General features: G+C 36.1%; 20 protein-coding genes and 1 pseudogene. 7 read left to right on the top strand and 14 right to left on the bottom strand.

Features of this window, described 5'->3' with window-relative positions; translation table 11 throughout:
* Positions 1-73: 73 nt before the first annotated feature.
* From ACZ5AE_RS16110 to ACZ5AE_RS16120, 3 genes and pseudogenes are all read right to left on the bottom strand, one after another.
* Positions 74-358 (bottom strand): hypothetical protein, encoded by a 285-nt coding sequence (locus ACZ5AE_RS16110; RefSeq protein ID WP_464565491.1) that lies wholly within the window; start codon positions 356-358, stop codon positions 74-76.
* A gap of 224 nt (positions 359-582) precedes the next feature.
* On the bottom strand, positions 583-3,675 hold the full coding sequence (locus tag ACZ5AE_RS16115) for an EAL domain-containing protein (RefSeq protein WP_464565493.1): 3,093 nt from the start codon (positions 3,673-3,675) through the stop codon (positions 583-585).
* Between the two features lie 194 nt (positions 3,676-3,869).
* Positions 3,870-4,033, bottom strand: a pseudogene (locus ACZ5AE_RS16120) (tubby C-terminal domain-like protein); the annotation flags it as partial.
* Positions 4,034-4,316: 283 nt separating this feature from the next.
* Between ACZ5AE_RS16120 and ACZ5AE_RS16125 the strand changes: the two are divergent.
* From ACZ5AE_RS16125 to ACZ5AE_RS16135, 3 genes are all read left to right on the top strand, one after another.
* Positions 4,317-4,508: a DUF2187 family protein gene (locus ACZ5AE_RS16125; protein ID WP_464565495.1), complete on the top strand. Its 192-nt coding sequence runs from the start codon at positions 4,317-4,319 to the stop codon at positions 4,506-4,508.
* Between the two features lie 526 nt (positions 4,509-5,034).
* Positions 5,035-5,271 (top strand): hypothetical protein, encoded by a 237-nt coding sequence (locus ACZ5AE_RS16130; protein ID WP_464565496.1) that lies wholly within the window; start codon positions 5,035-5,037, stop codon positions 5,269-5,271.
* Positions 5,272-5,603: 332 nt separating this feature from the next.
* Positions 5,604-5,837, top strand: a complete 234-nt coding sequence (locus ACZ5AE_RS16135) for a hypothetical protein (RefSeq protein ID WP_464565497.1) — start codon at positions 5,604-5,606, stop codon at positions 5,835-5,837.
* Positions 5,838-6,132: 295 nt separating this feature from the next.
* On the opposite strand, the gene ACZ5AE_RS16140 is transcribed toward ACZ5AE_RS16135, so the two are convergent.
* The 5 genes from ACZ5AE_RS16140 to ACZ5AE_RS16160 form a co-directional block, all read right to left on the bottom strand.
* Positions 6,133-6,939: an aldo/keto reductase gene (locus tag ACZ5AE_RS16140; RefSeq protein ID WP_464565499.1), complete on the bottom strand. Its 807-nt coding sequence runs from the start codon at positions 6,937-6,939 to the stop codon at positions 6,133-6,135.
* Positions 6,940-7,432: 493 nt separating this feature from the next.
* Positions 7,433-7,987, bottom strand: a complete 555-nt coding sequence (locus ACZ5AE_RS16145) for a DUF3231 family protein (RefSeq protein WP_464565501.1) — start codon at positions 7,985-7,987, stop codon at positions 7,433-7,435.
* A gap of 466 nt (positions 7,988-8,453) precedes the next feature.
* A complete protein-coding gene (locus ACZ5AE_RS16150) occupies positions 8,454-9,701 on the bottom strand; it encodes a DUF4153 domain-containing protein (protein ID WP_464565503.1) in 1,248 nt (415 codons plus the stop codon).
* Positions 9,702-10,480: 779 nt separating this feature from the next.
* Positions 10,481-11,149: a Type 1 glutamine amidotransferase-like domain-containing protein gene (locus ACZ5AE_RS16155; protein ID WP_464565505.1), complete on the bottom strand. Its 669-nt coding sequence runs from the start codon at positions 11,147-11,149 to the stop codon at positions 10,481-10,483.
* Between the two features lie 583 nt (positions 11,150-11,732).
* Positions 11,733-12,746, bottom strand: coding sequence for an NHL repeat-containing protein (locus tag ACZ5AE_RS16160; RefSeq protein ID WP_464565507.1), 1,014 nt, complete (start codon positions 12,744-12,746; stop codon positions 11,733-11,735).
* Between the two features lie 724 nt (positions 12,747-13,470).
* Here ACZ5AE_RS16160 and ACZ5AE_RS16165 point away from each other — a divergent pair.
* Entirely contained in the window at positions 13,471-13,929 is a 459-nt protein-coding gene (locus tag ACZ5AE_RS16165) for a LytTR family DNA-binding domain-containing protein (protein ID WP_464565509.1), read from the top strand.
* Positions 13,926-14,336: a DUF3021 domain-containing protein gene (locus ACZ5AE_RS16170; RefSeq protein WP_464565511.1), complete on the top strand. Its 411-nt coding sequence runs from the start codon at positions 13,926-13,928 to the stop codon at positions 14,334-14,336. The genes ACZ5AE_RS16165 and ACZ5AE_RS16170 overlap by 4 nt, the downstream gene beginning before the upstream one ends.
* A 103-nt stretch (positions 14,337-14,439) precedes the next feature.
* Here the strand turns inward: ACZ5AE_RS16170 and ACZ5AE_RS16175 are convergent, their stop codons facing one another.
* From ACZ5AE_RS16175 to ACZ5AE_RS16185, 3 genes are read right to left on the bottom strand one after another with little or no spacing between them, the layout of a single operon-like run.
* Complete coding sequence (locus ACZ5AE_RS16175; protein WP_464565512.1) at positions 14,440-15,093, bottom strand: YcnI family copper-binding membrane protein; 654 nt, start codon at positions 15,091-15,093, stop codon at positions 14,440-14,442.
* Positions 15,094-15,116: 23 nt separating this feature from the next.
* Entirely contained in the window at positions 15,117-16,766 is a 1,650-nt protein-coding gene (locus ACZ5AE_RS16180) for a copper resistance CopC/CopD family protein (protein ID WP_464565514.1), read from the bottom strand.
* 15 nt (positions 16,767-16,781) lie between these two features.
* Positions 16,782-17,357, bottom strand: coding sequence for a DeoR family transcriptional regulator (locus tag ACZ5AE_RS16185; protein ID WP_464565516.1), 576 nt, complete (start codon positions 17,355-17,357; stop codon positions 16,782-16,784).
* A 279-nt stretch (positions 17,358-17,636) separates the two neighbouring features.
* On the opposite strand from ACZ5AE_RS16185, the gene ACZ5AE_RS16190 reads away from it, so the two are divergent.
* Positions 17,637-18,176, top strand: a complete 540-nt coding sequence (locus ACZ5AE_RS16190) for a hypothetical protein (RefSeq protein WP_464565518.1) — start codon at positions 17,637-17,639, stop codon at positions 18,174-18,176.
* 335 nt (positions 18,177-18,511) lie between these two features.
* Positions 18,512-18,931 (top strand): GNAT family N-acetyltransferase, encoded by a 420-nt coding sequence (locus ACZ5AE_RS16195; RefSeq protein WP_464565520.1) that lies wholly within the window; start codon positions 18,512-18,514, stop codon positions 18,929-18,931.
* A 740-nt stretch (positions 18,932-19,671) separates the two neighbouring features.
* On the opposite strand, the gene ACZ5AE_RS16200 is transcribed toward ACZ5AE_RS16195, so the two are convergent.
* The 3 genes from ACZ5AE_RS16200 to ACZ5AE_RS16210 all read right to left on the bottom strand — a co-directional run bounded on the left by ACZ5AE_RS16200 (position 19,672) and on the right by ACZ5AE_RS16210 (position 22,318).
* Positions 19,672-21,123, bottom strand: coding sequence for a DEAD/DEAH box helicase (locus tag ACZ5AE_RS16200; protein WP_464565522.1), 1,452 nt, complete (start codon positions 21,121-21,123; stop codon positions 19,672-19,674).
* A 508-nt stretch (positions 21,124-21,631) separates the two neighbouring features.
* Positions 21,632-21,832 (bottom strand): cold-shock protein, encoded by a 201-nt coding sequence (locus ACZ5AE_RS16205; protein WP_464565524.1) that lies wholly within the window; start codon positions 21,830-21,832, stop codon positions 21,632-21,634.
* A 216-nt stretch (positions 21,833-22,048) separates the two neighbouring features.
* Positions 22,049-22,318, bottom strand: coding sequence for an HU family DNA-binding protein (locus ACZ5AE_RS16210; RefSeq protein ID WP_464565526.1), 270 nt, complete (start codon positions 22,316-22,318; stop codon positions 22,049-22,051).
* Between the last annotated feature and the right edge of the window lie 449 nt (positions 22,319-22,767).

The raw sequence follows: 22,767 nt of genomic DNA on the forward strand, positions 1-22,767 counted from the left end.
ATTGATCTAATTAGAGAAGTATTAGTTCATTCAAAATTATTCATTTTTTCTTCTTGATTTAGGGCTCACCGGTTCATTTCCCGAAATTTGATTTGTGTTCTTTTCCTGCTTGATTCATTGCTTTATGAATGATTTCTACCACATAGGGATCTCGATTTTCCAAATCATATAGTGTTACAGATCCATTCATTAAACTGTCGCAAATCTCATTTATATCTTCTTGAACTGATACAGGAACTAGGTTCCAGGTCATCATTTTTTGGAGTTCATTAGCAACTTTTGTTTCTTGATTCAATAAAAACACAGCCTTTCCGAAGTTATTCAATTTAGTGTTGGTTTTTAAATATTTTTTATTCAAGTATCTAGCAGATTCTGGACATCTTTTCCCATCAACTTTTGGATAGTAAAAGGCGTCTAAAACACTTGCCTTAAATATGTTCCGATACTTTACATGGCAAATGATAGGCTTGTAATATTCTAATACTTAATACACCTTGTCAGTGTTTACCTTTTGCAAATGGGTTTTATTTCGACTATCCCAGTTCCAAATTGCCTTGATATTTTTAAATCGATTAGGCACATTTATTGTGATGTATTTATTGGTAACCTAACTTCAACCGTTGTACCATGGTTTTCCTTACTTTTTACTATTATGCTCCCATTATGCTGCCGAACAATTTTATAACATAACATTAAGCCCAGACCCGTACCTTTTTCTTTATTGCTGTAGTACGGCTCACCTAACCGTTTAATACGTTCTTTATTTATACCAATTCCATTATCAATTATTTTGATTAGGAGATTTCCATCTTCTACAGAACCCTCAATCTTCACAAATCCTCCATTAGGAATTGCTTCAATGCTATTTTTTATTATATTAATGAAAACTTGTTTAACTTGTTTCATATCGCACAAAACTTGTGGAAGATTTGGTTGAAATTCTTGTAAAATCACTACGTTTCTCAAATTGGCTTCGGGCTTAAGTAATATTGTAACGTCTTTAAAAATAGTTTGAATATTAACCTTTTTCAACTGTATCTCCTGTGGTTTTGCAAGAGTTAAAAATTCTTTTAGAATTCCCTCAATTTGTTCAAATTCTCTAAAAATGATTTCAAAATATTCTTTGTTGCTGCTCTCTTGTTCAAGAAGCTTGATAAATCCTTTTATTGACGTTAGAGGGTTTCTAACCTCATGTGCTACTCCTGCTGCAAGTTGACCAACAACAGATAGTTTTTCAGCCTTTGAGAGCTTTTCTTCTTTTATCCTTTTTTCGGTTATATCTCTTCCAACCACAATAAAGTATTCTGGTTCTCCATTTTCCCCCAGTACCGGAGTACCAACACCTTCAAATAATACGGAATTTCCACTGCCTGTCAAAAATCGAGCCTCCACACTAGCTGGTGTTTTAGTGTCTAATACTTTTTGAAACTCCATTATTACGTTTTGTTTGTCTTCGGGATGTATTAAATCAAATGAACTTTCACCTACAAATGACCTTAACGGGTAACCGATAATATTTGCTAAGGACGGTGATGAATATAATATTTTTCCATTGATGTCCAATAACATTATTAAGTCAGTCATATTATCCGTAATAAGGCGATATTTAAACTCACTCTCTTTTAAAGCTTTCTCTGCTTTTTTTCGTGCTGTTATATCAATACAGGACCCAATAACTTCAACTACTTTTCCTCCCTTTTTTAAAGGGCGTAAAGTGGCTAAATAACAAATTCCATTAAACTCGTCTTCATAAGTAACAAATTCTTCTCCTTCCCATGACCTATTGTAGAAGGAAGCTTTTTCGATTGCATTTTCATGAGGCAGAAACTCCTCTAAACTTTTACCAATAACTTGAGAAGGAATCATTCCAAACCGGTAGAGTAATTCCCCATCGCAAAGTGTATGAATAAATCGATCATTAATTTTTTTAAACTTGAAAATCATACCTTGTTGTAATCGAACAGTATCTTGTAACTCTGTTTTAGCTTTTTCATAAAATTCTTTCAACCGCAATTTTTCTTTTAGATCCCCAGGGATCCCTTGGTCTTCGACAATTTGTTCAATGCTAGAACGTTTTTGTTCTAATTCATTGGCTAGTAACGGCTTACTTAAGAAAAAACCTTGCCCTTCTTCGCATAAATAATTTTGCAGAAAAACAAGTTGCTCCTTTGTTTCAATTCCTTCTGCAACTACTTTCAAGTTTAAATTATGAGCCATCGTAATGATTGTTTTAACAATTGTTTCATCATCAGGATTGTTATGAAGTTTTCTAACAAATGATCGGTCAATCTTTAAGGTGTCTACAGGGAAATATTTTAAATAGCTAAGAGAACTGAATCCAGTTCCAAAATCATCAATACTTATAAGAATACCTATCCTTTTTAGGCGCTGTAACATTAAAATTGTACTGTCTATATCAGCTGCCATATTTTCAGTGATTTCAACTTCTAAAAAATGTGGTTCAAGTCCTGTTTTTTTAAGAACAGTTTCAATTGTATTAATTAAATTTGGTTGATTAAATTGAATTGCTGACAAATTGACAGAAACTACTGTATTAAATCCTTGTTTTTGCCATAATTTGTTTTGTTTACAAGCTACATTCAAAGCCCATTCACCTATAGGTATAATTAATCCTGTTTCTTCAGCTATTGGAATAAATATCTCAGGTGAAACCAATCCCCACTCGGGATGTTCCCAACGAATTAACGCTTCTACACCCACTATTTTCCCTGTATTTAAATTTATTCTAGGTTGATAGTGGAGGAATAACTGATCGCGGTCTATAGCTTTATAAAGCTCCACTTCCAACTTTAATGGGTCAATGCTTCCTTCACCCTCATTAAAGGAGTAAAACTTAAAATTACTACCACTTGCTCTTTTAGCTCTATTCATAGCGAATGCAGCATGTTTCATTAGGAATTCTACATTTTGTGCATCCTTTGGAGACTGACTTATGCCCATACATATTGAAGTATTTAGTTCAAAACCATTAATTAAAAATGGACTAGAAACCGATTCCATTACTTGATCAATAATAGACAATATCTCCTTTTCATCACGGTATTCCATAGCGACAAGAAACTCGTTTCCAGAATAACGAGCAATAAACCCTACTGGTTCTACAATCCTTTTTAGACGTTCTGCAGTTTGTTTAATTAATTGGTCACCTGTTTCATGACCAAATGTATCATTTACTTTTTCTATTTTGTTCATAGATATAAATATAACTGCAATAGACACTTCAGGAGGTTGTAGCTTATCATTTAAGTAATTTTTAAAAAAATATCGGTTGGGTAAATCTGTTAAAACATCATAATTAGCCAGATAATTCATTTTTTGATACTCTTGCTTTTGTTCTGTAATATCTCTAAAAAATACGGACAAACCATCAGCTGACGGGAAAGCCCTTATCTCATACCATCTATTGTTAAAATACTCTTTAAATTCTACCGGAATTTGTTTTAATAAAGCCCTTTTGTATCGCTTGACAAATTTCTGTATATCACTATGTGGTAATACTTCATTTATATATTGTCCAATCGCCTTTCCACGGTTAATTTGTAAGAGACTTTCTGTTACATTATTTATGTATTCAAATTTTAAATCTTTATCTAACGAATAAAACGCATCAGAAATTCTTTCCAAAATAATCTCAGTATTGCTTGTCTTACTCAATATCTTATCTCCTTACCATTAAAGTATTGATTATTTATCCCCAACATAACATAGTTACAATTAAATTTCCCGCTTCGTTAGCTCAATAAGAAAAAGAGCCCGAAACAGCGATCCCATCTTAAACTCTTGACCGTAGTTCATTTAGTACATCACTTCATATTCATTATTAAATAAATATAAATTACTTGAAATTGTTAGTCACCAATATAGAAAATGGCTTGAAAAAGACCAATGAAAAATTCTGCTCTTGTATAGGACATTCCTCTTCAATTACTAAATATGACTTGAACCATTCAGTAGTTTTCATTTTCCATCTTGCTACTTCTCTTCCTTGATAATAAAATTTTGCAGGAACCTTTTATCCTTAATTTAAAGTTTACCTGAATTTTTGGTTTACTAGCTGACTATTACATCTTCTTCGATTTTTCTACTAGAATCACTGTATAAAAATACCATATTTTCATAAATGTTTATATATTTTTTCACTAACCCATTAGCTTAAGTACATTTTTTCACAATCTTTTTTTATCCTTATGCAATACTTTGATAAATAGAATATTTTAATTGTGTTTCAAATCTTTAGGGGATTGAATTTTCAGAAAACTTAGTGTAAATTAGAAAATAAAAAAGGGTGAGGCTTCTTGAAAATAGCAGAAGTAAAAGATCAGATTCGATCTAACAAAGGAATTATAGGTATTGTGGAAAAGGTTTATGAAAGCTCGGTAATGATAAAAATACTTAAAAATCCAACGGATATTTCTTTTGAAAATAACGTAACCATTATCAACCATAAAAATTATGAAGTGATCCAAAAAGCAGCATTTATACAATAACGTAAGAGCCTGGAAATATTTCTAGGCCCTTCTTTAGATTTGCCGCAACAGTCCTTTTTGAACTCTTGCTACCCGTTTAAGTATACCAGTTCACAAAGTTACATCGATTTTAATATATATACATTGAAACTTTTCTTACTCACATTTCATTTTATATAAAACCGCTATAAGATAATTTTGTCATCGTAATCATCCCTTTCTTAATGAATAATATTTGTCTGTTGAGACATAAGGCATATTCTTCTTATTGATTATCCTGCTAACAAGGAAGGCTCGCCTCAGCGATACCCGTTCTTTCACTATCTCCCCCATTAGTTGCAGAAGGACGATCACCATTCATATGGAAATCGTCCTTTTTTATTTCCGTCTGAACAGTATCGTTGTACTCTTGCCCCCATTACTTTAATTACACTTTTTCTCGATCTAAAATACAAAAAAAGGGCATTTAAAATACATGCTTGTCCAATCACTTGTTAATAGAAATACATAAAATTAAAAGACTTCTAAAACGAAAGGAGGGAATATTATGGCTAATCCACAAGGTAGAGCGCTTTTAAATGAAGCGAAGCGAAGAACAGACGTAGCTAAAGTTCAACTTGATCAAGCAAAGGCGTTCATTGATAGAGCAATGGCATTAGATCCAACTTTAGGTGAGTTAGATAGAGCTCAATTGGATATGGCTAAAACTGATATCGATGATTCTAAGCCATTTATTGAGTCAGCAAAAACTAAAATTGATGGCGTGCTTGCATCAGAAGATTAAGTAAAAAAAGAAAAAGAGGCGCAATTTTACCTCTTTTTCTTGTAAGCTTTCAGCCAATACAATACCTTTAATGGTGGCTCAGTATGTCCAAAAAAAAAAGATTTAGTGTGTCATTTGGAACCTACTACTCTCATTTTACATCTGCACATTTCTTATTCCGCCAACCGGCCCGTTACTTCAGTAAGAAATGGCGATCCTTCGTAATTGAAGCATCGCCACCGAAACTGTATAATGATAACCTTTAAATAATTAGGTGGTAAATATTTCACCACTAATTCAATAATTCCATTAACTCCTTTGATATATTTGATGCCACTGCTGCCAGGTACCGTGTGGATGCTGTTGGTGCCATAAGTGCCAAGGGACGAATGGGTGATGCGGATGGTGCTGCGGATGGTGATGCTGCTGCCACTGTTGCCAAGTACCATGAGGATGTTGCTGGTGCCACTGCTGCCAAGAGCCATGCGGAAACTGTTGCTGTGGATGGTACTGTTGCTGCCACTGTTGCCAAGTACCGTGAGGATGCTGCTGATGCCATTGCCCCCAAGATTGACCTGAATGCATAAAATTCACCTGCCTTTAAATGAGTCCTTTTTAACTTATGCACTACAGGGTTTTGAGGATTGTACATATGTAAAATTTAGACTCAGCTTGGGTGAGAACAAGCAATCCTTCGTTATTAAGATAGCACCCTATTAGTTTAAGAGAAATGAATTTCAATTTATCTTATTCCATTAACCTGCTTCGTTAGCACAACAAGAAAAAGCTGCCCTTATGACAGCTCTACTCTTTAACTCTAGTTTTGAAAAAATCTTCATCCCCGCGATATTATTCATTTCTCTAGGATGAAGGATTAACGAATTATAAGTTATTAATTTTCTCCACATCTTCTGCAGTTAATTCGAAATCGAAAAGATCTAGATTAGATGCTTGATTTTCACGGTTATGTGATTTTGGAATAACGACCACACCTCGTTGGATTTGGTATCTCAGTAAGACTTGTGCACCAGTTTTTTGATAGGCTTTACCGATTTCATTCAACACTTCTTTTTGGTGGTCTTCGGCTTTCATCGGTCCCCAGGCAACAGGTGTAATGCCCTCGTCTTGTAATACGGCTAGGAGATCTTGGTTAGGTTCTTTTAAGTTAATTTGTATTTGATTAACAGCTGGTTTTACTTTCGCGAATTCTTTCAATTCATCTAGATGATGTTTTCCAAAGTTTGATACGCCGATTGCTTTTAGTTTGCCCGCTTCGTAATATTCTTCAAAGACTTCCCACGTGTTTTTAAGTTGTACTTTGTCTTCGATCGGGAAATGAATCAGAAGCAGGTCGAGATAGTCTGTTTGGAAGTTTTTTAGACTGTTATCAATCGCTGCTCGAGTAGCTTCCTTTGAAGAAATATATTCTTCATTGGCTGGAACCTTTGTCGTAATGAATAACTCTTCTCGAGGCACATTGCTTTCTGCTAACACTCTACCCACAAGTTCTTCGTTTCGATACTTAATGGCTCCGTCTATTGATCGGTATCCTAATTCAAGTGCTGAAACAAGTTCAGGAATTTCACTTTTTAACGCACCGTAATAATCGTTATTTTCTTTTCCATACGTATTTGTACCAGTCCCGACAATTGGCATTTTTACCCCATTATTAAGTGTTATGTATTCCATATTTTTACCCACTCCCTCTGTTTACTTTCTTTACCAAGTACATCATACCAAATTATAGAATTTTCAAAAAGTAATATGGACCAGGGGGACTGTCCCCCCCTGGTCTATAGTTTACATTCGAAAATCTCACCAACAGCTTTATGATAACCACCTGATTTTCGGAAAGATTCCCTAATAGTGGCGGCATTTTTTCCAAATAATCACATTCCTTAATTTAGGAAAGAAACTACCAATTCCTCTTAATTTAGTACCCTGCAAAGTTACTTAAAGAAGAAAATTAAAGAGGATGCTTTCCTTAGATATACATACACGAACAAACAACGTATAAAAGACGTATAAAATATAAGAAACACCAAACCAATTCACCCATACGTTCCCAGTAAATAGAATATCAAAGTGGAATAAGAAAAAGCCGACCTTCGTATGAAGAATCGGACTAGTCATTAGCTCTTTATTAATTATTCACGGTTATTTCATGTAGCTATGTATCCCATTAACTTAATGGTTGTTGAGAACCAGGCGGTATGTAAAAAGGTGGTACTTTAATCCATCCACGTTTACGCATTAAATGTTTTAATCTCGCTGCGAAGGAAAATTTTTCAGTTTGAAACTGAATAAATAATAAACCAACATCTGTGCGAATCGATTCAGAGGCAGCACCAGCTGCACGCATAATTAAACTTACGATTTTTAATGATAATTCGTTTGCTATCACATCATCCGTTAATTTAACTCCAAGAGGGATACTATTAGAGTCTGATTTTGGCATATCTTCAGGGGCAGGAGGCAGCGGAATTCCTTCCTTAATCATGAAATCATGGAGTCGTTCTCTTTGACTGGTTCCTAATTTCATATCTTCTTCAAGAATTGCTTTTAGTTCGGCATCTGTCGTGGTATTAATACCTGCTTGAACAGATGCTTTAGCCAATTCAAGTCCTGCTAAGTAAATCCAGCATGACATCACCTCTCCAACATGAAGTGGTTGGTCTTCGTCTTGAACTGTCAGTGATTTCATGGCATCGATGACAGTTTCCAATATATTTACCATTCGAACCCTCCTGAGCTGGTAGTATACAAACATATTGTTTGTAAAGAAAAATTTTTTATTCAAAAGGGTACCACCAACATTTCAGATATTTTGTTCATTTAGTAAATTTTAGCCTAAAAATAGTTACCTCCAAAAATAATGCAGCATTATCTTCAACTCTTGCACCCTTTAGTGTAAGTACCTCTTTTCACTATTAATTTATACAATCTCAAACATAAAAACTTCAAGTTTAGCTTTTCAAATACGTTTCATGAAGTCCTTTTCGGTGGCACATGAACTGAATATATTTGAAAGAATCCAGCAGCAACAATATTATTATGTCTTCTAGATTGCTTAACCTCTTTTTAACATCAGTAATGAAAAATGCCGATAATTATGCAACTCTGTATAAAAGTTGCATAATATCGGCAATAAGGGTTTTGTTCATTATAGAACATTAGATGTTCTTTATATAAACATATCCTTTCTAATTAAAAAGGATTGGAAAAGTAAATGTAACGAAAGCTGCCCAAAGTCCGTAGACCGGCAAATACTTGGTAACGGCATCTTGGATAGTTGAAAGTCCGGATTTGTTTTGCAGAAAACGCATATAGGATAGCATAATCCAAATGAGATTTGCCCAGATAAGTATGTTGACACCTAAAACGGCAAGTCTATTAGGCGTAATCCCATAAGAAGAAAGTCTGAACACGATGGCTGACAAAGCCACACTGTCAATGATTAGCGCAAGAACAATTAAGGCAAAATTGATATAATCTGATATGGTCTTTCTCTCGTCAGAGTCGCTTTCGGTAATGGAAAAGATGGTAACGGCCAATACACCAAGGAGTATTCCGTTAAAGGCGATTAGGAAATTGCGATCCAAGAATGGATTTTTTCCGACCCAAATAACCGTTATAAGATAGACCAACAAGGTGACCAAGACTAGCGGACTAAAAATTTTAGCTAGATAGGGTGTAATATTCTTAGCAAGTTTAAGATTCATGGATACTAAGTATGCAGCCACAATAGCCAGAGCGGCAGCACCAAATAAAACGACATTACTAAAATAAAAGTCTTCGATCTCCATGCCAATAAAGCTAAATAACCTCATGGTGAGTGCTGCTAGCACCATTCCGCTAACCGCCATGCAAGCGTAGAGAATCCCAAATTCCAAATTGAATTTAATATAGGCTAATCTTGCGCTGCCTTTTGAATATTGATTTCCTGTAAATGCAAGCCCTGCCAATACCCATAAGAGTATGGGAAGATGTATATAAGCAAGAATAATACTGTCTTTATAATTTAATGGCAGCATATTAAGATAAAACCCAGAAATGAGGAACAACGCTGCAATGGAAAAAATAACACTTTTTTTCGGAGGATTATTGTAAACAAAATAGGCAGCAATAAATGGAATGATACCAAAAGCTAGGTTAATTGGAGCAATTGCTTCCTGTTCGACAAAATGGAAAATGATCCTAGTGCTTATCCCGGACAGAATGGCTAAAATGCCCATGAAAAAGAAGCCTTTTTGAAGCAAGGAAGATTTTACTTTATTTGCCTTCTCTTTGAAATACAATCGTTCATACCAAACGCCAAGAACCGGAGAATCAGGATTTTGTTCCCATGCGTGTGAGAATAAATTTTTAAAAGCTTTTGGGTCTTTTCTATACATTCTCTCCAGCTCATGAGGGTCAGCAACATTTTCAATAATCAAATTGTTAATGTCCATTGTATACCTCCTCTAAAATTGAAATATTGGTTTTCTGCACTAAAGATGCACAGAGCAAAAACTGGCACTCCTAAAAAAGAACAGTTTTTTAAAACAATATAGTTACTTTTTCCATAATAAGCACCTCACATAATTATTATATTGATTTTAATATACTTTTTATCGTTTTACAATAAATATTTATTAATTCCAATAACATTTTTATTGTATTCAAGGCCTTTGTTTCGAGCAATAATAAAAAGCATTCCTAAATTAAAGAAATGCTTGATAACTTAAAACCATTAAATTTAAAACTTGTACAGCTGCCCTGCCCCTCTCGTATTATAAGGTGAGCCAGAATGCAATATATTTCTGATTGACCATTTTTTATTCTTTCAAAATTCAATAAGGGTTTTTATTGACCAAGCCAACTATGTATTAAAACCACGTGTTTCCACACTCCACATATCCAGAGTGTATGTGGAAACAAAAGTGGTGCTGGTGATTTTACAAAAACTAACGAAACCAGTGTTGTCTGACTCCGTTTAGCATATCTTTCTATTTCATTAAAGCTTAAATTGGGTGCACACCAGTTTAACGTCTTACTTTGCTTTTACCTTGAATTAGAACACTTCTACTGTTTCCCTATATTATCAAGATTCTTTGACCCAAAGTTATCAAGCAATGCCCAGCCTTCATCTGTTGACGCTGGTTGAAGCGAAGACCCAGTCAAGTGAAATCATATTTTCATCACAAGAATCTCGCTTAAGTTTTTTGATATGTCTAGCGGCGGAGTAATATCAGTGCGAAAACAGTTTCCAATGCCCTTCGGAGACAACTTCGACCTCTCCGTCGATCACTTTGATGGCGGTTTGATCATCAATTGCATACGCCGCCCCCTGCATCCCGGCGGCCCATCTCTCTGCATTAACCATCGTGTTATACGGCAGCATCTCGTGATCCAAATGCGGGAATATTGCAAAATCGACAAGTCCCAGCGTTTCATCACCACCGTTGGGTGGAGTCCAGCCAACGAAGAAGTCCCCGATGTTAGGTGCCATCACCATGCTCCCAGCACTCATTCCCACATAGACTGCGTGCAGCGACGGCAAGAGGTCTGCCAGCCCGGATTGCCGCATCCAATGGCACAGGTAGAGGGCGTCGCCGCCCGAAACCAGCAGGACGTCCGTCTCCCGGACCAGCGGCACCCAGCGGTCCTTGTCGATGCTTGGCAGCGCTGTGAGCTCCAACACGCCGACGGACTTCCAGCCCAGGTCGACCATGGGATTCTCTTCTTTCCCGCTGATGAACTCCCAGGCTTTGACGCCGGGGCCGACCCAGGGGTGTCCGTACATCGCTGTGGGGATGCACAGAGCGTTGGATTCGGCGATTGGCTTGTCCAGCATATCAACCAGCGCGTCATGTATGCTTTTGTTATTGATGCCTGCAGATGTAAGTAGTAATTTCATAATCTCAACTCCTTGTCGTTAAAAGCTACTATTTTTTAGTATATTCTGAAAGGCAAGAACTTTTAAGTATAACATAGACTCGATAGCACACTGCCTAAACCTTTTTGGTCAATAGCTAAATGCAAAATGAACATAATGTCGTACAAACTGCATTTTAACCTATTTTTTCATATTCCCTATTCTCTACTGAAACCCCTTTTTCAGTGTGAGGAAATCTTAAAAACGATTTTCACCTCCCCAACATTTAATAATGTTTGATGAATGATGAAAGATAATTGATAATCGACTTTCACCTCTACCCGAATCATAATATTTTTATTTATCCTCTAAAAATTTTAGATGATTTTATTTAATATTCTTCACTTTCAATCAAGAATCCTTTTTATATTAACCTGTCCGTTAGCTGAATAACAAAGGACCGCAGTAGCAATCCTAGTTCTTCACCTCTTGCACCCAATTTGTCAAATAAAGACTCCAATTTAATTTTTTTTGTACAATCTAGAAGCCAGATGTCGTTCTCCACTGGCTTCTTTTAAGTTTGTTAAACTATCCTGACCAACGGTCTTTCCTTGATTTTTAAATTCTAACTACTACTCTCGTCACTACTTAAATCATGATGGTTATGATGGTGACTATGATGATGATGGTCGCTACTTTCTTCCCGGTCACCCTCGTAATCTAGTGTGGCGGGGTCTGTATTGCCAAATGTCAGATAGAACGGCAACCCTAATGATCCTCCCAATAATGCTGGTGGTACAAACACATCGAAAGTCTTATGATGATGATGGACGTTGTATCGACGCACCGAACCGGTGTCAGGACCGTTGCTTGTAATAGGGACAAACAGTTTTCCTTCGGGACCGAACAGAAGTGCCTGCGCAAAGGCGCGGGGCTGTCCGACGGCATCAAGGTCAATCTTGTCGATAAGTTTGCGTGTATGGCGGTTGATAATCAGAATCTTGTCGGTGTCATTGGCGTTCAAACGGAAACTGGTGATATAAAGGTTGCCGTCAGGACCAAACACCAAGCCCTCAGGTCGGTGGAGATCTGTTACGTCGTTATTGCTAATGAAGACATCAAGTAATTTTTTGTTTTTCGTATCAAAGCGCAGCACCCAGCCTTTTTCCGGAGCTATAATTCCCGGTTCTATAAAGTCAATCGCGGAGACATACAGCAAGCCGTCAGGGCCGAATACTAATGCGCGGGGGTGGAAAGGGCTGAAGCCTGTGTGGTCCAGGTTGCCTAGAAAGTCGCCAGTGAAGCCATTATACATCTTCACTTCACCAGGTATGCCGAAATCACCCACGTCGGTCACAAACAGTATATTTTGTTTCGACAGGACGATGCCGCGTGGAGCAAACGGTCCATTTTGGTCTGGTGGTACAAGGATTCTTAGAAACTGTCCAGTTTGTCCATTGTACTTCAAAACCTCGCCATTTTGTTGTGCTGGAGGAGGAGGAGGATCCACATTTTGGTTAGTAACAAGGGGATTCCCTCCATGGTCGAAGATAAGTCCTGTGGGACCGTTTAAGCCCTGGTCGCCTGAAGCAACAAAACTGCCAAGGAACCTCCCCGTTTCTGCATCAAAAGCCTTCACGGTATTGTCTGAGAAGTCACCGATGTATAGAAAGTCGTTCCGTAGTTTTATTCAAAAACTCCCTTATATCAAATTTTATAGATTAAAAAGGAACTTTAATCTAATTTTAAAATATTCGTTTGAGAGTTTTTTGTATGGTACAAACTTGCTGATAAGAACACACAATATCTACTTAACTTAGAACACGCCGAATGGTAAGTTACCTCTTTCCTTACTACTCTAATCGCGAATGGGATGAGTGGGTGTGGGATTGCCTTCATCTACGATTAAGTCGGCATACAAATGAACATAGTCGTCTTTGGTTCTAGTAGTGTCTGATACTTATTCCTCTTTAATTAAAATGCATCGTTCAATAACAAAAAACCATCATATTGGGAGCTGGATCTTCAACTCTTGACCGCGTTACTTTAGGTGCAATACTTTTCCAAAAATACTGTAACAATACTTATCTCACAGTTGAAGGTTTTTATCTTTCTCTATAACTTCCTCAACAATTGTTGTTTTCGTTTAACGGGTTATGGTTTCCCTTTTATGTAAGTCACCATCTATTTTCCACAGGTTACCCTCTTCCCCATTCCACTTACTGGAATGATACAGACTTGAAAGGAATTTCATCATACAATTTGATTAGAAAGTTAATGAAAGGAGGATAAACAGAACATTTATTGACAGACATCGAGAGCTGAATCGAATATACTTTAGTGTGAAAAGAGGTGTCTGAAATTTGAAACTTTTCCTTAATATTGACAAAGCACTTAAAGAAATAAGAGTTACCATTGAAGGGCCTGAGTTGGATCAAAATATACAGGAACTCATTGACTTCATCTATGGAAGGGAGCAACAATTCCTGGTTGGAAAAAAGGGAGAAATGCAACATATTCTCAAACCGGATGACGTCCACTATTTTCATACTGAAAACGATCATATTATTGCCGTAACGGAAACAGATTCTTTTATTTTAAAAGAGAAATTATATGAGCTCGAGGCCATCCTCCCTTCTAAAAAATTTATCCGCCTGTCTAAATCGGTTATCGCCAATCTGAATCAATTGAGCCGCTTTGAAGCATCATTCAATGGGACACTCTGCGTTTACTTCAAATCAGGAAAGAAAGAATATGTGTCTCGTACCTATGTCCCTGTGATTAAAGAAGTTCTAAAATTGAATAGGAGGAAAGTAGAATGAAATCTTTTATAATCCGTAGTTTCATCGGTATTTTTTTCGGTGGTTTTATTGCGGTTTTAATCACCAATTTAAATATCCTTTTCGGTGGCATGGAAATGATAGATGGACCATTATTTTTAAAAAACTCCATAGGTTCTATTCTCTGCGGCTGGTTTTTTACAGTCAGTCCTTTGTACTTTGAAATTAGAAATTTGAAACTTTCCCATCAGACCATTCTTCATTTTTTAACCGTTATGATCCTTTACCTCCTCTTGGCGCTTACGATCGGATGGATCCCATTTAATATGATAAATATTTTGTTAACACTCTTAATTTCCATTGTCGTCTATACGATCTTTTGGGTTGCATTCTATCTTTACTTCAAAAATCAAGCACGGAAGTTAAATGATGAACTAAAAAAACTATGAAATTTTATTTTTATGAGGTACTAGGATTGCTTATACGCTTTATGGGACGATGTGCAAAAAAAGTGACTTATTCAGCAGATGAATAAGTCACTTTGGTAATAGATTATCTTTTACGGAATCCAAGTACAACAGCAATTAATGATAGGACAACAGCAACAATCGAGAAAATCATAGGAAGAGAACTAGATTTTTCAGGGTCTGTTGTATTAGCTACGTCCGTTGTTGCCTCATTCTTTTTAGTGTCTTCAATTCCAGCTTTATCATGATGATCATCCGTTGCAGTTCCAGTTACAATATTCGTAATGGAATGTGGCGAATCTGAACCTTCATTCCCTGTCCATTCCACGATACTGCCATCTTTATAATATTGGAATGCATCCCATGCTATTTCTGAGGCTTTATCGGGATTTTTCGCAACAAAGGAAAACTGTTGGAATTGACCAGATTGTATACCTTCTCCTGTTGCCTCGAATGTAATAGACTTTACTTTCCCGGATGCATCTTTATCAGCGGAATATGTCCACCCTGGTACTGGTTGGTATGACATAATTTCAACCCCAACAGGTGTCTTTAAAGTAACTTTCGTAGTTGGAACTTCCTTTTCAACTGGAACCTTAACCGTATACGTTTCCCATGCACCCGTAGTGGATGTTTTCGGAACCACGGTCACATGGGCGCTCGCAACGCTCGAAAATAAAAATAATCCTAAAATGGTTGGCAAAAACACTGATGTTATCTTTTTCATTATTTTTTTCATGATCATTTCTCCTCAAATATATTCTATTGACTCCCTACCATAACGTTGAAGTCTGTATCAATAGATTCCAGTTGTTTAGTCAGTACGTGAACATGAACTTTCCAACGCCCTGCCATATTGAAATTCATTCCCTTGGCTTTATATTCGCCTTCCTTGACTTTCATTAATGTTTTAGTGTCATCCCCCATATCCATCTCAAGTGAGGTGAATGTAAGGGTTACCTGTTCAACATCTTTAATCGGTTGACCATTACGATCTTTCAAAAATAATTCAAAGGTATTTTCTCCTATAACATTAGGAGTAGCTTCAAATGTAATTTTGTTTCCATTATTCACTGTTTTTGTTTCCTTTATTGGTCCAGGTGAAGCCATCGCGGTTGGTAAATTAGTTAACATAACAGAAAGAATTAACACAATCATCCCCGTACCTAATTCTCCCCATAAAGAGGCCGATATTCCTTTTCTGGATTTGAGCCTTCCTTTATAAAAGTTCATTACTGCAAACATAATCATGATAATAAGGAGAATAACCTTTCCTGATAATACCCTTCCATAATCGGTATAAACGAGAGAACGAAGGTTAGGAATATATGAAAAACTTCCGAAAACACCTGTAAAGGTTAAAACCACAATCATCATGATTCCCCATTTGGAAAAACGTCTGATCATTTCCATAAAAAGATTCTTTGTATCCATTTTCCTGCTTAATGGGATTAAAACAGCCAAAACCAATAAACTTCCAACCCATATCGATGCAGCTAGTAAATGAAAAAAGTCGATTCCAACCGATAGTATTGGATTTGTTGAAGAACCTGCATGACTTGTTTGAGCCTTTGTGAATAACAAACCTATTCCAAGAATAAAAGAAACCCAAAGAACAATTGCTTTATTTTTAACACTAATAAGATAAGTACAAATTGCCAGGAAAAACAAACCATCGACTTGAATCATCCACGTCTTTCCAAACGTTGTATTGGTTATCATATCCCTTAGTGTTTGAATGTTTAACACGTTACTCCAAGATGTGGTCAATTGAATAGATGCCATTAATGGTAAACTTAAAAAAATACTCAAACATAAAAAGAAGAAAGAAAATTTTACTGTCCTTTTAAATGCATTTTTAACAAAATCATTTTGTTTAAGTTCTCCTGGCATCACCAATAGGAAAAAGAATAGAATACCAACATAACAAGCGTTACTAAAATATTGCACCCAGCGAATAAGAATAAGATCCCATTTCGGTGTGTATCCTTTTGACTCCTGACCCACTGTGGAGCTATCTTGGGCTTTACTGTCTGAACCTATTTGAAATGAAATAGTCCCTTGAATTGGATGTCCATCACTGGATACAATCTTCCATTGGATATTATAGGTACCATTTGGAAGGTTTTGCTTTAATCCACATTCCAAAATGGTTGAATTTTTAGCGTTAATACGTCCATCCTTCTGATCGACCCTTTTGCCTTCTTTGTCAAAAACTTGAATCGAGTTATTTATAGGTTGAATCGTCTCATCAAATTGAATGGAAACGTTTTGAGGAGATTGTTTAAGGACCTCGTTTTCAGAAGGGGCGGATTTTACTATGTAAGCATGAGCCGAGATAAAAGAAGGAAACGAAAATAGAATAAAACATATGGATAAAATCGCTATGCTTACGCTCTTTCTACTATTCAAACCGTCACTACCTTCCTATTTTTGACACCCACAACCTCTTTCTCCATTCATTCTCTTCACAATTTCATCAACTGCCTGGCTAAATTGGAAAATCACTCCTCCAAAGCCTTTTTGAAATTGTTCGGCATATTTAAAAGAATCAAACGTTAGTACCTGGGGTTGGCAGCAATTCAAATTAAAATCAGTGTCCATTAAAAAATAGGCCAACTTAGCACTAATCGTTGTATTCTGAAGAAAATCACGGCATATGATTTGAGAAACATTAGTTTCAATATCCCGATACCTTAATAAACCACAATGTGGACAGCATAATTGTTCCACTTTTTGATCAAGAGTAATGATTTGGACAGGATGTCTATTATTTAATTCCTTTAAGCAATACGTACAGGTATTCGAAGAAACATTTACAATGGACGCAAGAGAAATGCCACGCGATGTTTTATTAATCTTATTTTCCTTCATTAGTGGCTTAATATCTCGATAAATAGTCATTTCGGATACATTAAAACGCTCGCTTAATTCTGTTATAGAGAGCGTTCCTTCTTCTTTTAACCAATTCAATATTTTTCTTTGCCTTTCAATAGGTAACATTTTGCACCTCCTACAGATGAATAAAAATTCCTTCACCAATAGTTTAAAACATCATCTCACAATATATAAGATGGAAATGTGAATATTATGTGAAAAACAACAATAAAATCACATTTTTTCTCAAAAGAATAACAGCACTTATCATTAGTTCAAGCCATAATGTCATATATAGTAAAAAATACATTAGGGTTCGAATTATTAATTAAAGGAGCCATTTTAATCAGCATTTCGTTTTCGAATTGATACAACTCAACTTGAGCGGAATGGAGGTACTAAATATTGATTTTGGCTAGTTTTATTTTAATTTTTGTTTTATCAAGTCTCGTTATATATTACACTTTCACTAAAAGTATATTTCTTTCTTCCATGACTGGTATGATTGCAGCTATGACAAACTCCATGATGACGAGTGTTGCGATCGGCATTTTTTTAGGGATTTCCATTCAGGATAAGGATTTAGCCATACCTACCATTATTTCTGTATCAATAGGAATGGTTGTGGGATATGTTACTGGAAGGCCAATCTCATTAATGGCATCATTAGACGGACTTTCAGCGGGGGTAATGGGTGGTATGATGGGGGCCATGTTAGGAGTTATGCTTTCACCACTTTCCGCCGAATTAATAGTTTACTTTATAGACATGATAAATTTTTTTATAAGTGTTCTACTGCTTCGTATAATGGATGAAGAAATTAAAACAAACCAAATAGAACCATCAAAAAACAAAACATTAATTGTAAGTTTCATTGTTATCGGTGTTCTTTTTTTATTAATGATATTATTGTTCAATCTTAATTTACAATTGTGGTTACGCTAAGAATTTTTGGGTGGTAAATGGGGATCAGCATGAAGACTATCTTTGCTTGAAATATCAAATTACCAATATCTGTAACTATTGTTGGCATCGTATTATCATGATTAAACTCGTTTATAACTAATTAACTAATCAAATAAAAGGGCTAACCTTAAAGTCAAAGGCAACTGACTTTTTAGAAATGCTTCGCATCCTTATTGACCTTCGCTGCATCATGTATGTAAGCTTACGGGGGCAAGAATTTATGAGCAGAGCTGTCATTTTGACAGCTTTTCCTGTTTGTCTAACGGACAATTTAGTTTTAGAATAAACACTGAAATTTTAGGGGGAGTATTTATATGGATATAGAAATTCATAGTGATTTCACCAATGCAAATCTTGATGAAATAAAGCAAATTTATGCTTCAGTTGGGTGGACAAAGCATACAAAAGAGATAATTAGAAAAGTATTCGAAGCAAGTAATGTTGTAGCCTTAGTTAAGGTCAATGGAAGAATTATTGGGATTGGCAGAGGGATGACAGATGGCGTTTTTAATGCCGCAATTTATGATGTAGTGGTTCATCGAAATTTTCAAGGGCAAGGAATAGCTAAAAAGATTATGGAGTTTTTACTTGATAAGCTAAGTAATGTTTCTTGTGTACATTTGATATCAACAACTGGCAATGAAGGATTTTATCGAAAACTTGGATTAAAAAAGCTGAAAACTGGAATGGCAAGGTATTTAAATCCAAGCCTAAGTGATGAGTATTTAGAGTAATGTTTCTTGTTCAAAGGGTGCTTTCACATAATAAAAGATAAGATTAAAGAGCCAAAATTATGCAAGTTTTTATGCACTACTTGTGTATTTTGTACCCTAGTTATATTAACGGGTTTACTTGTGAGGTGCAAAACAGCAAATGGCAGTGTAATTCACAAGATATTTCACAGTCAAAAAGCTTAGAGATGCAAATATCTCTAAGCCTATTTTAGCTTTTTCTTTACTAACTAAGCATCGTAAGTTGTACCTAGTTTATCTGACGGGAAAGTGAGTTTGATCAATAAGCGGAGAAATTTCCCTTATTTAAGAATTAGCATTGAAAATAGCATAAATAGACGTAAAAATTTCGCCTATTGACTCGAAAAACGTGAAAATGGAGGATTTTGCTTTGCTTAAGCGAAAAACCTCCGCTTATTTACCCCGAAATGATCGCTTTTTTCAGAATAACCGGAAAATCTCCGTTTATTTTAGATATCACTAATTACTCAATCAACTAAATAACAAATAATTCACACATCCTCCAATAATTATTTCATACCTTGTGATTTTCTATGTGAATGAAGTCATAAAATTTACCAAAACGTTGATAAATCAATAAAAAACGCACTATGAATTATACCGTGAATTCTAGTGCGTTTTCATATGTGTTTTACAATGTTTGCACCTCTAAAGTAAACCCGTTTTAATTATATCTGCGCTTTTTTTAATCGATTGATAACATCCTTCCCGTATTCATTTTATTACGCTTTCTTCTTTCGAGAGGACATGGAAGTTTTCTTACGATTGCTATATCCCCCTTTCCCCCCAAATTCCATTTTCCCTTTAGCGGGTCTCCTTGATTTCTCTTGGCCTTTTGTATTAGGCTTACTGGCATATCGCGGCGTCTCGGAAGTTAACTGAACGGGAATATCCTTCTGTTCCTTTGACAACAATTTCAAGGCAACTGAAACTAACGCGATAGAATCGTACTGATCAAGCAATTCCCCTGCTGCGCGTTTAAACTGTGTGTACTGCTCCTCTTCAACCATTTGAATCATCTTTTCTACTGCGGCTTGCTGTATAGACTCCCTTGCCTCTGCTACCGTCGGTATTGATTTACGCTGGATATTTCCTTTAGAGGCTTTTTCAATACTGCGGATTTGTCCGGTTTCCCTCGGTGTTGCAAATGTAATCGCTAACCCCGTCTTACCAGCTCTCCCCGTTCTGCCAATTCGGTGAACATAACTTTCCGGGTCTTGAGGAATGTCAAAATTGTAGACGTGGGTAACCCCTGAAACATCAATACCCCTTGCAGCCACATCGGTCGCAACTAAAATATCAATATTTCCCTCACGAAATTTATTCATCACAACATCTCGCTGTCGTTGATTTAAATCTCCGTGCAATCCATCAGCAAGATATCCTCTTTTATTCAATGCGTCACTTAATTCATCCACGCGTCTTTTTGTTCTTCCAAAAATAACCGCTAATTCTGGGTTATCCACGTCTAACAGACGGCAAAGCACATCAAATTTATCCCGTTCCTTAACCTCATAATAAATTTGCTTTACAGTTGGAGCGGTAACTTCCTTGGCTTTCATCCTTATGAGCTCTGGATCCCTCATAAACTTTTCCGCAAGATTTTGAATCGGTTTGGGCATGGTTGCGGAGAACAGCAAGGTTTGTTTTTCTTCAGGGGTCTCTTTAAGGATTCGTTCGATATCCTCAAGAAAGCCCATATCTAACATTTCATCCGCTTCATCCAAAACCACCACAGAGATGCGGTCTAACTTTAGCGTTTTCCGTTGAATATGGTCCAAAAGTCTCCCAGGTGTTCCCGTAATAATGTGAGGCCCCTTTTTTAATGCCTTAATTTGGCGATCTATCGACTGGCCTCCATAAATAGGAAGAGAAGTTATACCCATATATTTCGCAAGCCGATTGATTTCTTCAGAAACCTGAATAGCCAATTCCCTTGTCGGTGCGATTGCAATTGCCTGAACATATTTTTTACTTGTATCCACCTTCTCCAAGATCGGTATGGCGAAGGCAGCTGTCTTCCCGGTACCCGTTTGTGCTTGACCAATAATATCCTTCCCCGTTAAAGCTACGGGAATTGCTTTCTCTTGAATAGGAGATGCTTCTTCGAATCCCATATCTGTAATCGCTCTTTGAATAGGCTCACGAATACCCATTTCATGAAATGTTGTCATATCAAAACTCCTTCTATGTGTTTACTATTTTTTAGGTTGAACTAAACTCCTTGATTGAATGCACGTCTATGTTGATTTTTACAATCGCACGGTAAATTGAGGTACCCTGATTTTGTAGGTTTCGTTTTTCAAATGACATTTAAAGATTTTATTAAAAGTAAATGAAAAGAGCCAATTTTTCATTCATCCTATTTCAAATTAGGTAATTTTGACATAGTATGCTACACTGAGTTTACCATTTGATTTACCGTTTACATGTACCCTGCTCACATTCGTGAGTGGGGTTTTTTTACATTTTAAAAAAGAGGCAGTCCCAAAAAAGTGTCACTTTTAAGGCCAGCCCCTTTTTTATGTATGGCTCCATTAAATTTTTTCTGTTGATTCCCGCTCCAAGCGGCTCCAATCAACTGAAAAATACCCCAAAAATAAATTGAAAATAAAAAACCAACCCAAAAAGTCGTAATTCAACGACCTTTTGGGTCAGCCTCCTTATTCGTCCTTCTTATCATTAGGCTTTGTGAACGTTTGATGCTTGTGGTCCACGTTGGCCTTGCTCTACGTCAAATGTAACTTCTTGACCTTCTTCTAATGATTTATAGCCTTCACTTTGGATAGCTGAAAAATGAACAAATACGTCTTCTCCGCCTTCACGTTCAATGAATCCGAAACCCTTTTCGCTGTTAAACCATTTTACTCTACCTTTTTCCAATTTTGCTGCCTCCTATTGTGTAAAATGCACACAATTGTTGAATGATTATAACACCACCAAGAATTTTATTTATTCCTGGAATAATTATATTTTACCTAGATAGATGAAAGCTTATTCAGTTTATTTAATATGAAGCCATCCAAGAAGGGAAGTTTAAGGAACAAATGCTAATTTTCTTAAAACATAGCACATCTTAAATTGGGATAACCATTAAACCTATATTTGCTGTCGTAATGACTTACTTGCCCGAAAAACAGGAACTTTGCCTGCTTGAATGATTGATTCTTCCCCCGTTTTAGGGTCGATACGAGTACGAGTTTCACGTTGACAAACTTCAAATTTACCAAACCCTGAAAGTGCAAAAGAATCGCCGCTTACTAGTGATTGTGTGATGAAATCGAATACAGCCTCTACAGCAGATTCTGCTTCTTTCCTAGATAGCTCTGACTTCTCTGATACTTCATTTATTAATTTTGTTTTGTTCAAAAGAGATCCCTCCAATTTGTCAAAAAACTGCTTTTTTGGCAATAAAATTGTTTTGAAAAATCAACCATAGATTGACCCGATGTTATTCCATTAAAAATGAACCTTTATACCTAAAACAATGAAAGCCCTACCTCTCTTTCATCCTTACGGCTCCTAGACCGTGCCAGTGTGAATCAGGATTGTAAACTCAAAAAATTACTTTAATTAACTCATTCTGAAAATATCGATTTGTGCGGAGAAAATAAGAAATAATCGAATATAAGGAAATAAAGAGGAGCATTAAAAATATGAGTTGAAGGAACTGGATAACGCTGGAAAAAAACTTAAGAAACTAATCATTCAATATTGTACCCTTTATAGGATAACACACTCTGTCTTATTTATCAAAAATTTTATGATATCATTAGTCTTCGTTTTGTGTCAATATTTTCTCCCCATATACTTTAAGT

Source organism: Neobacillus sp. S1227 (assembly GCF_055385255.1).

Bases quoted from the DNA above. Each gene is read 5' to 3' on its own strand.
- ACZ5AE_RS16155 (WP_464565505.1), bottom strand. From the start codon at position 11,149: ATGAAATTACTACTTACATCTGCAGGCATCAATAACAAAAGCATACAT.
- ACZ5AE_RS16170 (WP_464565511.1), top strand. From the start codon at position 13,926: ATGAAATCTTTTATAATCCGTAGTTTCATCGGTATTTTTTTCGGTGGT.
- ACZ5AE_RS16185 (WP_464565516.1), bottom strand. From the start codon at position 17,357: ATGTTACCTATTGAAAGGCAAAGAAAAATATTGAATTGGTTAAAAGAA.
- ACZ5AE_RS16130 (WP_464565496.1), top strand. From the start codon at position 5,035: ATGGCTAATCCACAAGGTAGAGCGCTTTTAAATGAAGCGAAGCGAAGA.
- ACZ5AE_RS16200 (WP_464565522.1), bottom strand. From the start codon at position 21,123: ATGACAACATTTCATGAAATGGGTATTCGTGAGCCTATTCAAAGAGCG.
- ACZ5AE_RS16145 (WP_464565501.1), bottom strand. From the start codon at position 7,987: ATGGTAAATATATTGGAAACTGTCATCGATGCCATGAAATCACTGACA.
- ACZ5AE_RS16150 (WP_464565503.1), bottom strand. From the start codon at position 9,701: ATGGACATTAACAATTTGATTATTGAAAATGTTGCTGACCCTCATGAG.
- ACZ5AE_RS16140 (WP_464565499.1), bottom strand. From the start codon at position 6,939: ATGGAATACATAACACTTAATAATGGGGTAAAAATGCCAATTGTCGGG.
- ACZ5AE_RS16195 (WP_464565520.1), top strand. From the start codon at position 18,512: ATGGATATAGAAATTCATAGTGATTTCACCAATGCAAATCTTGATGAA.
- ACZ5AE_RS16175 (WP_464565512.1), bottom strand. From the start codon at position 15,093: ATGAAAAAAATAATGAAAAAGATAACATCAGTGTTTTTGCCAACCATT.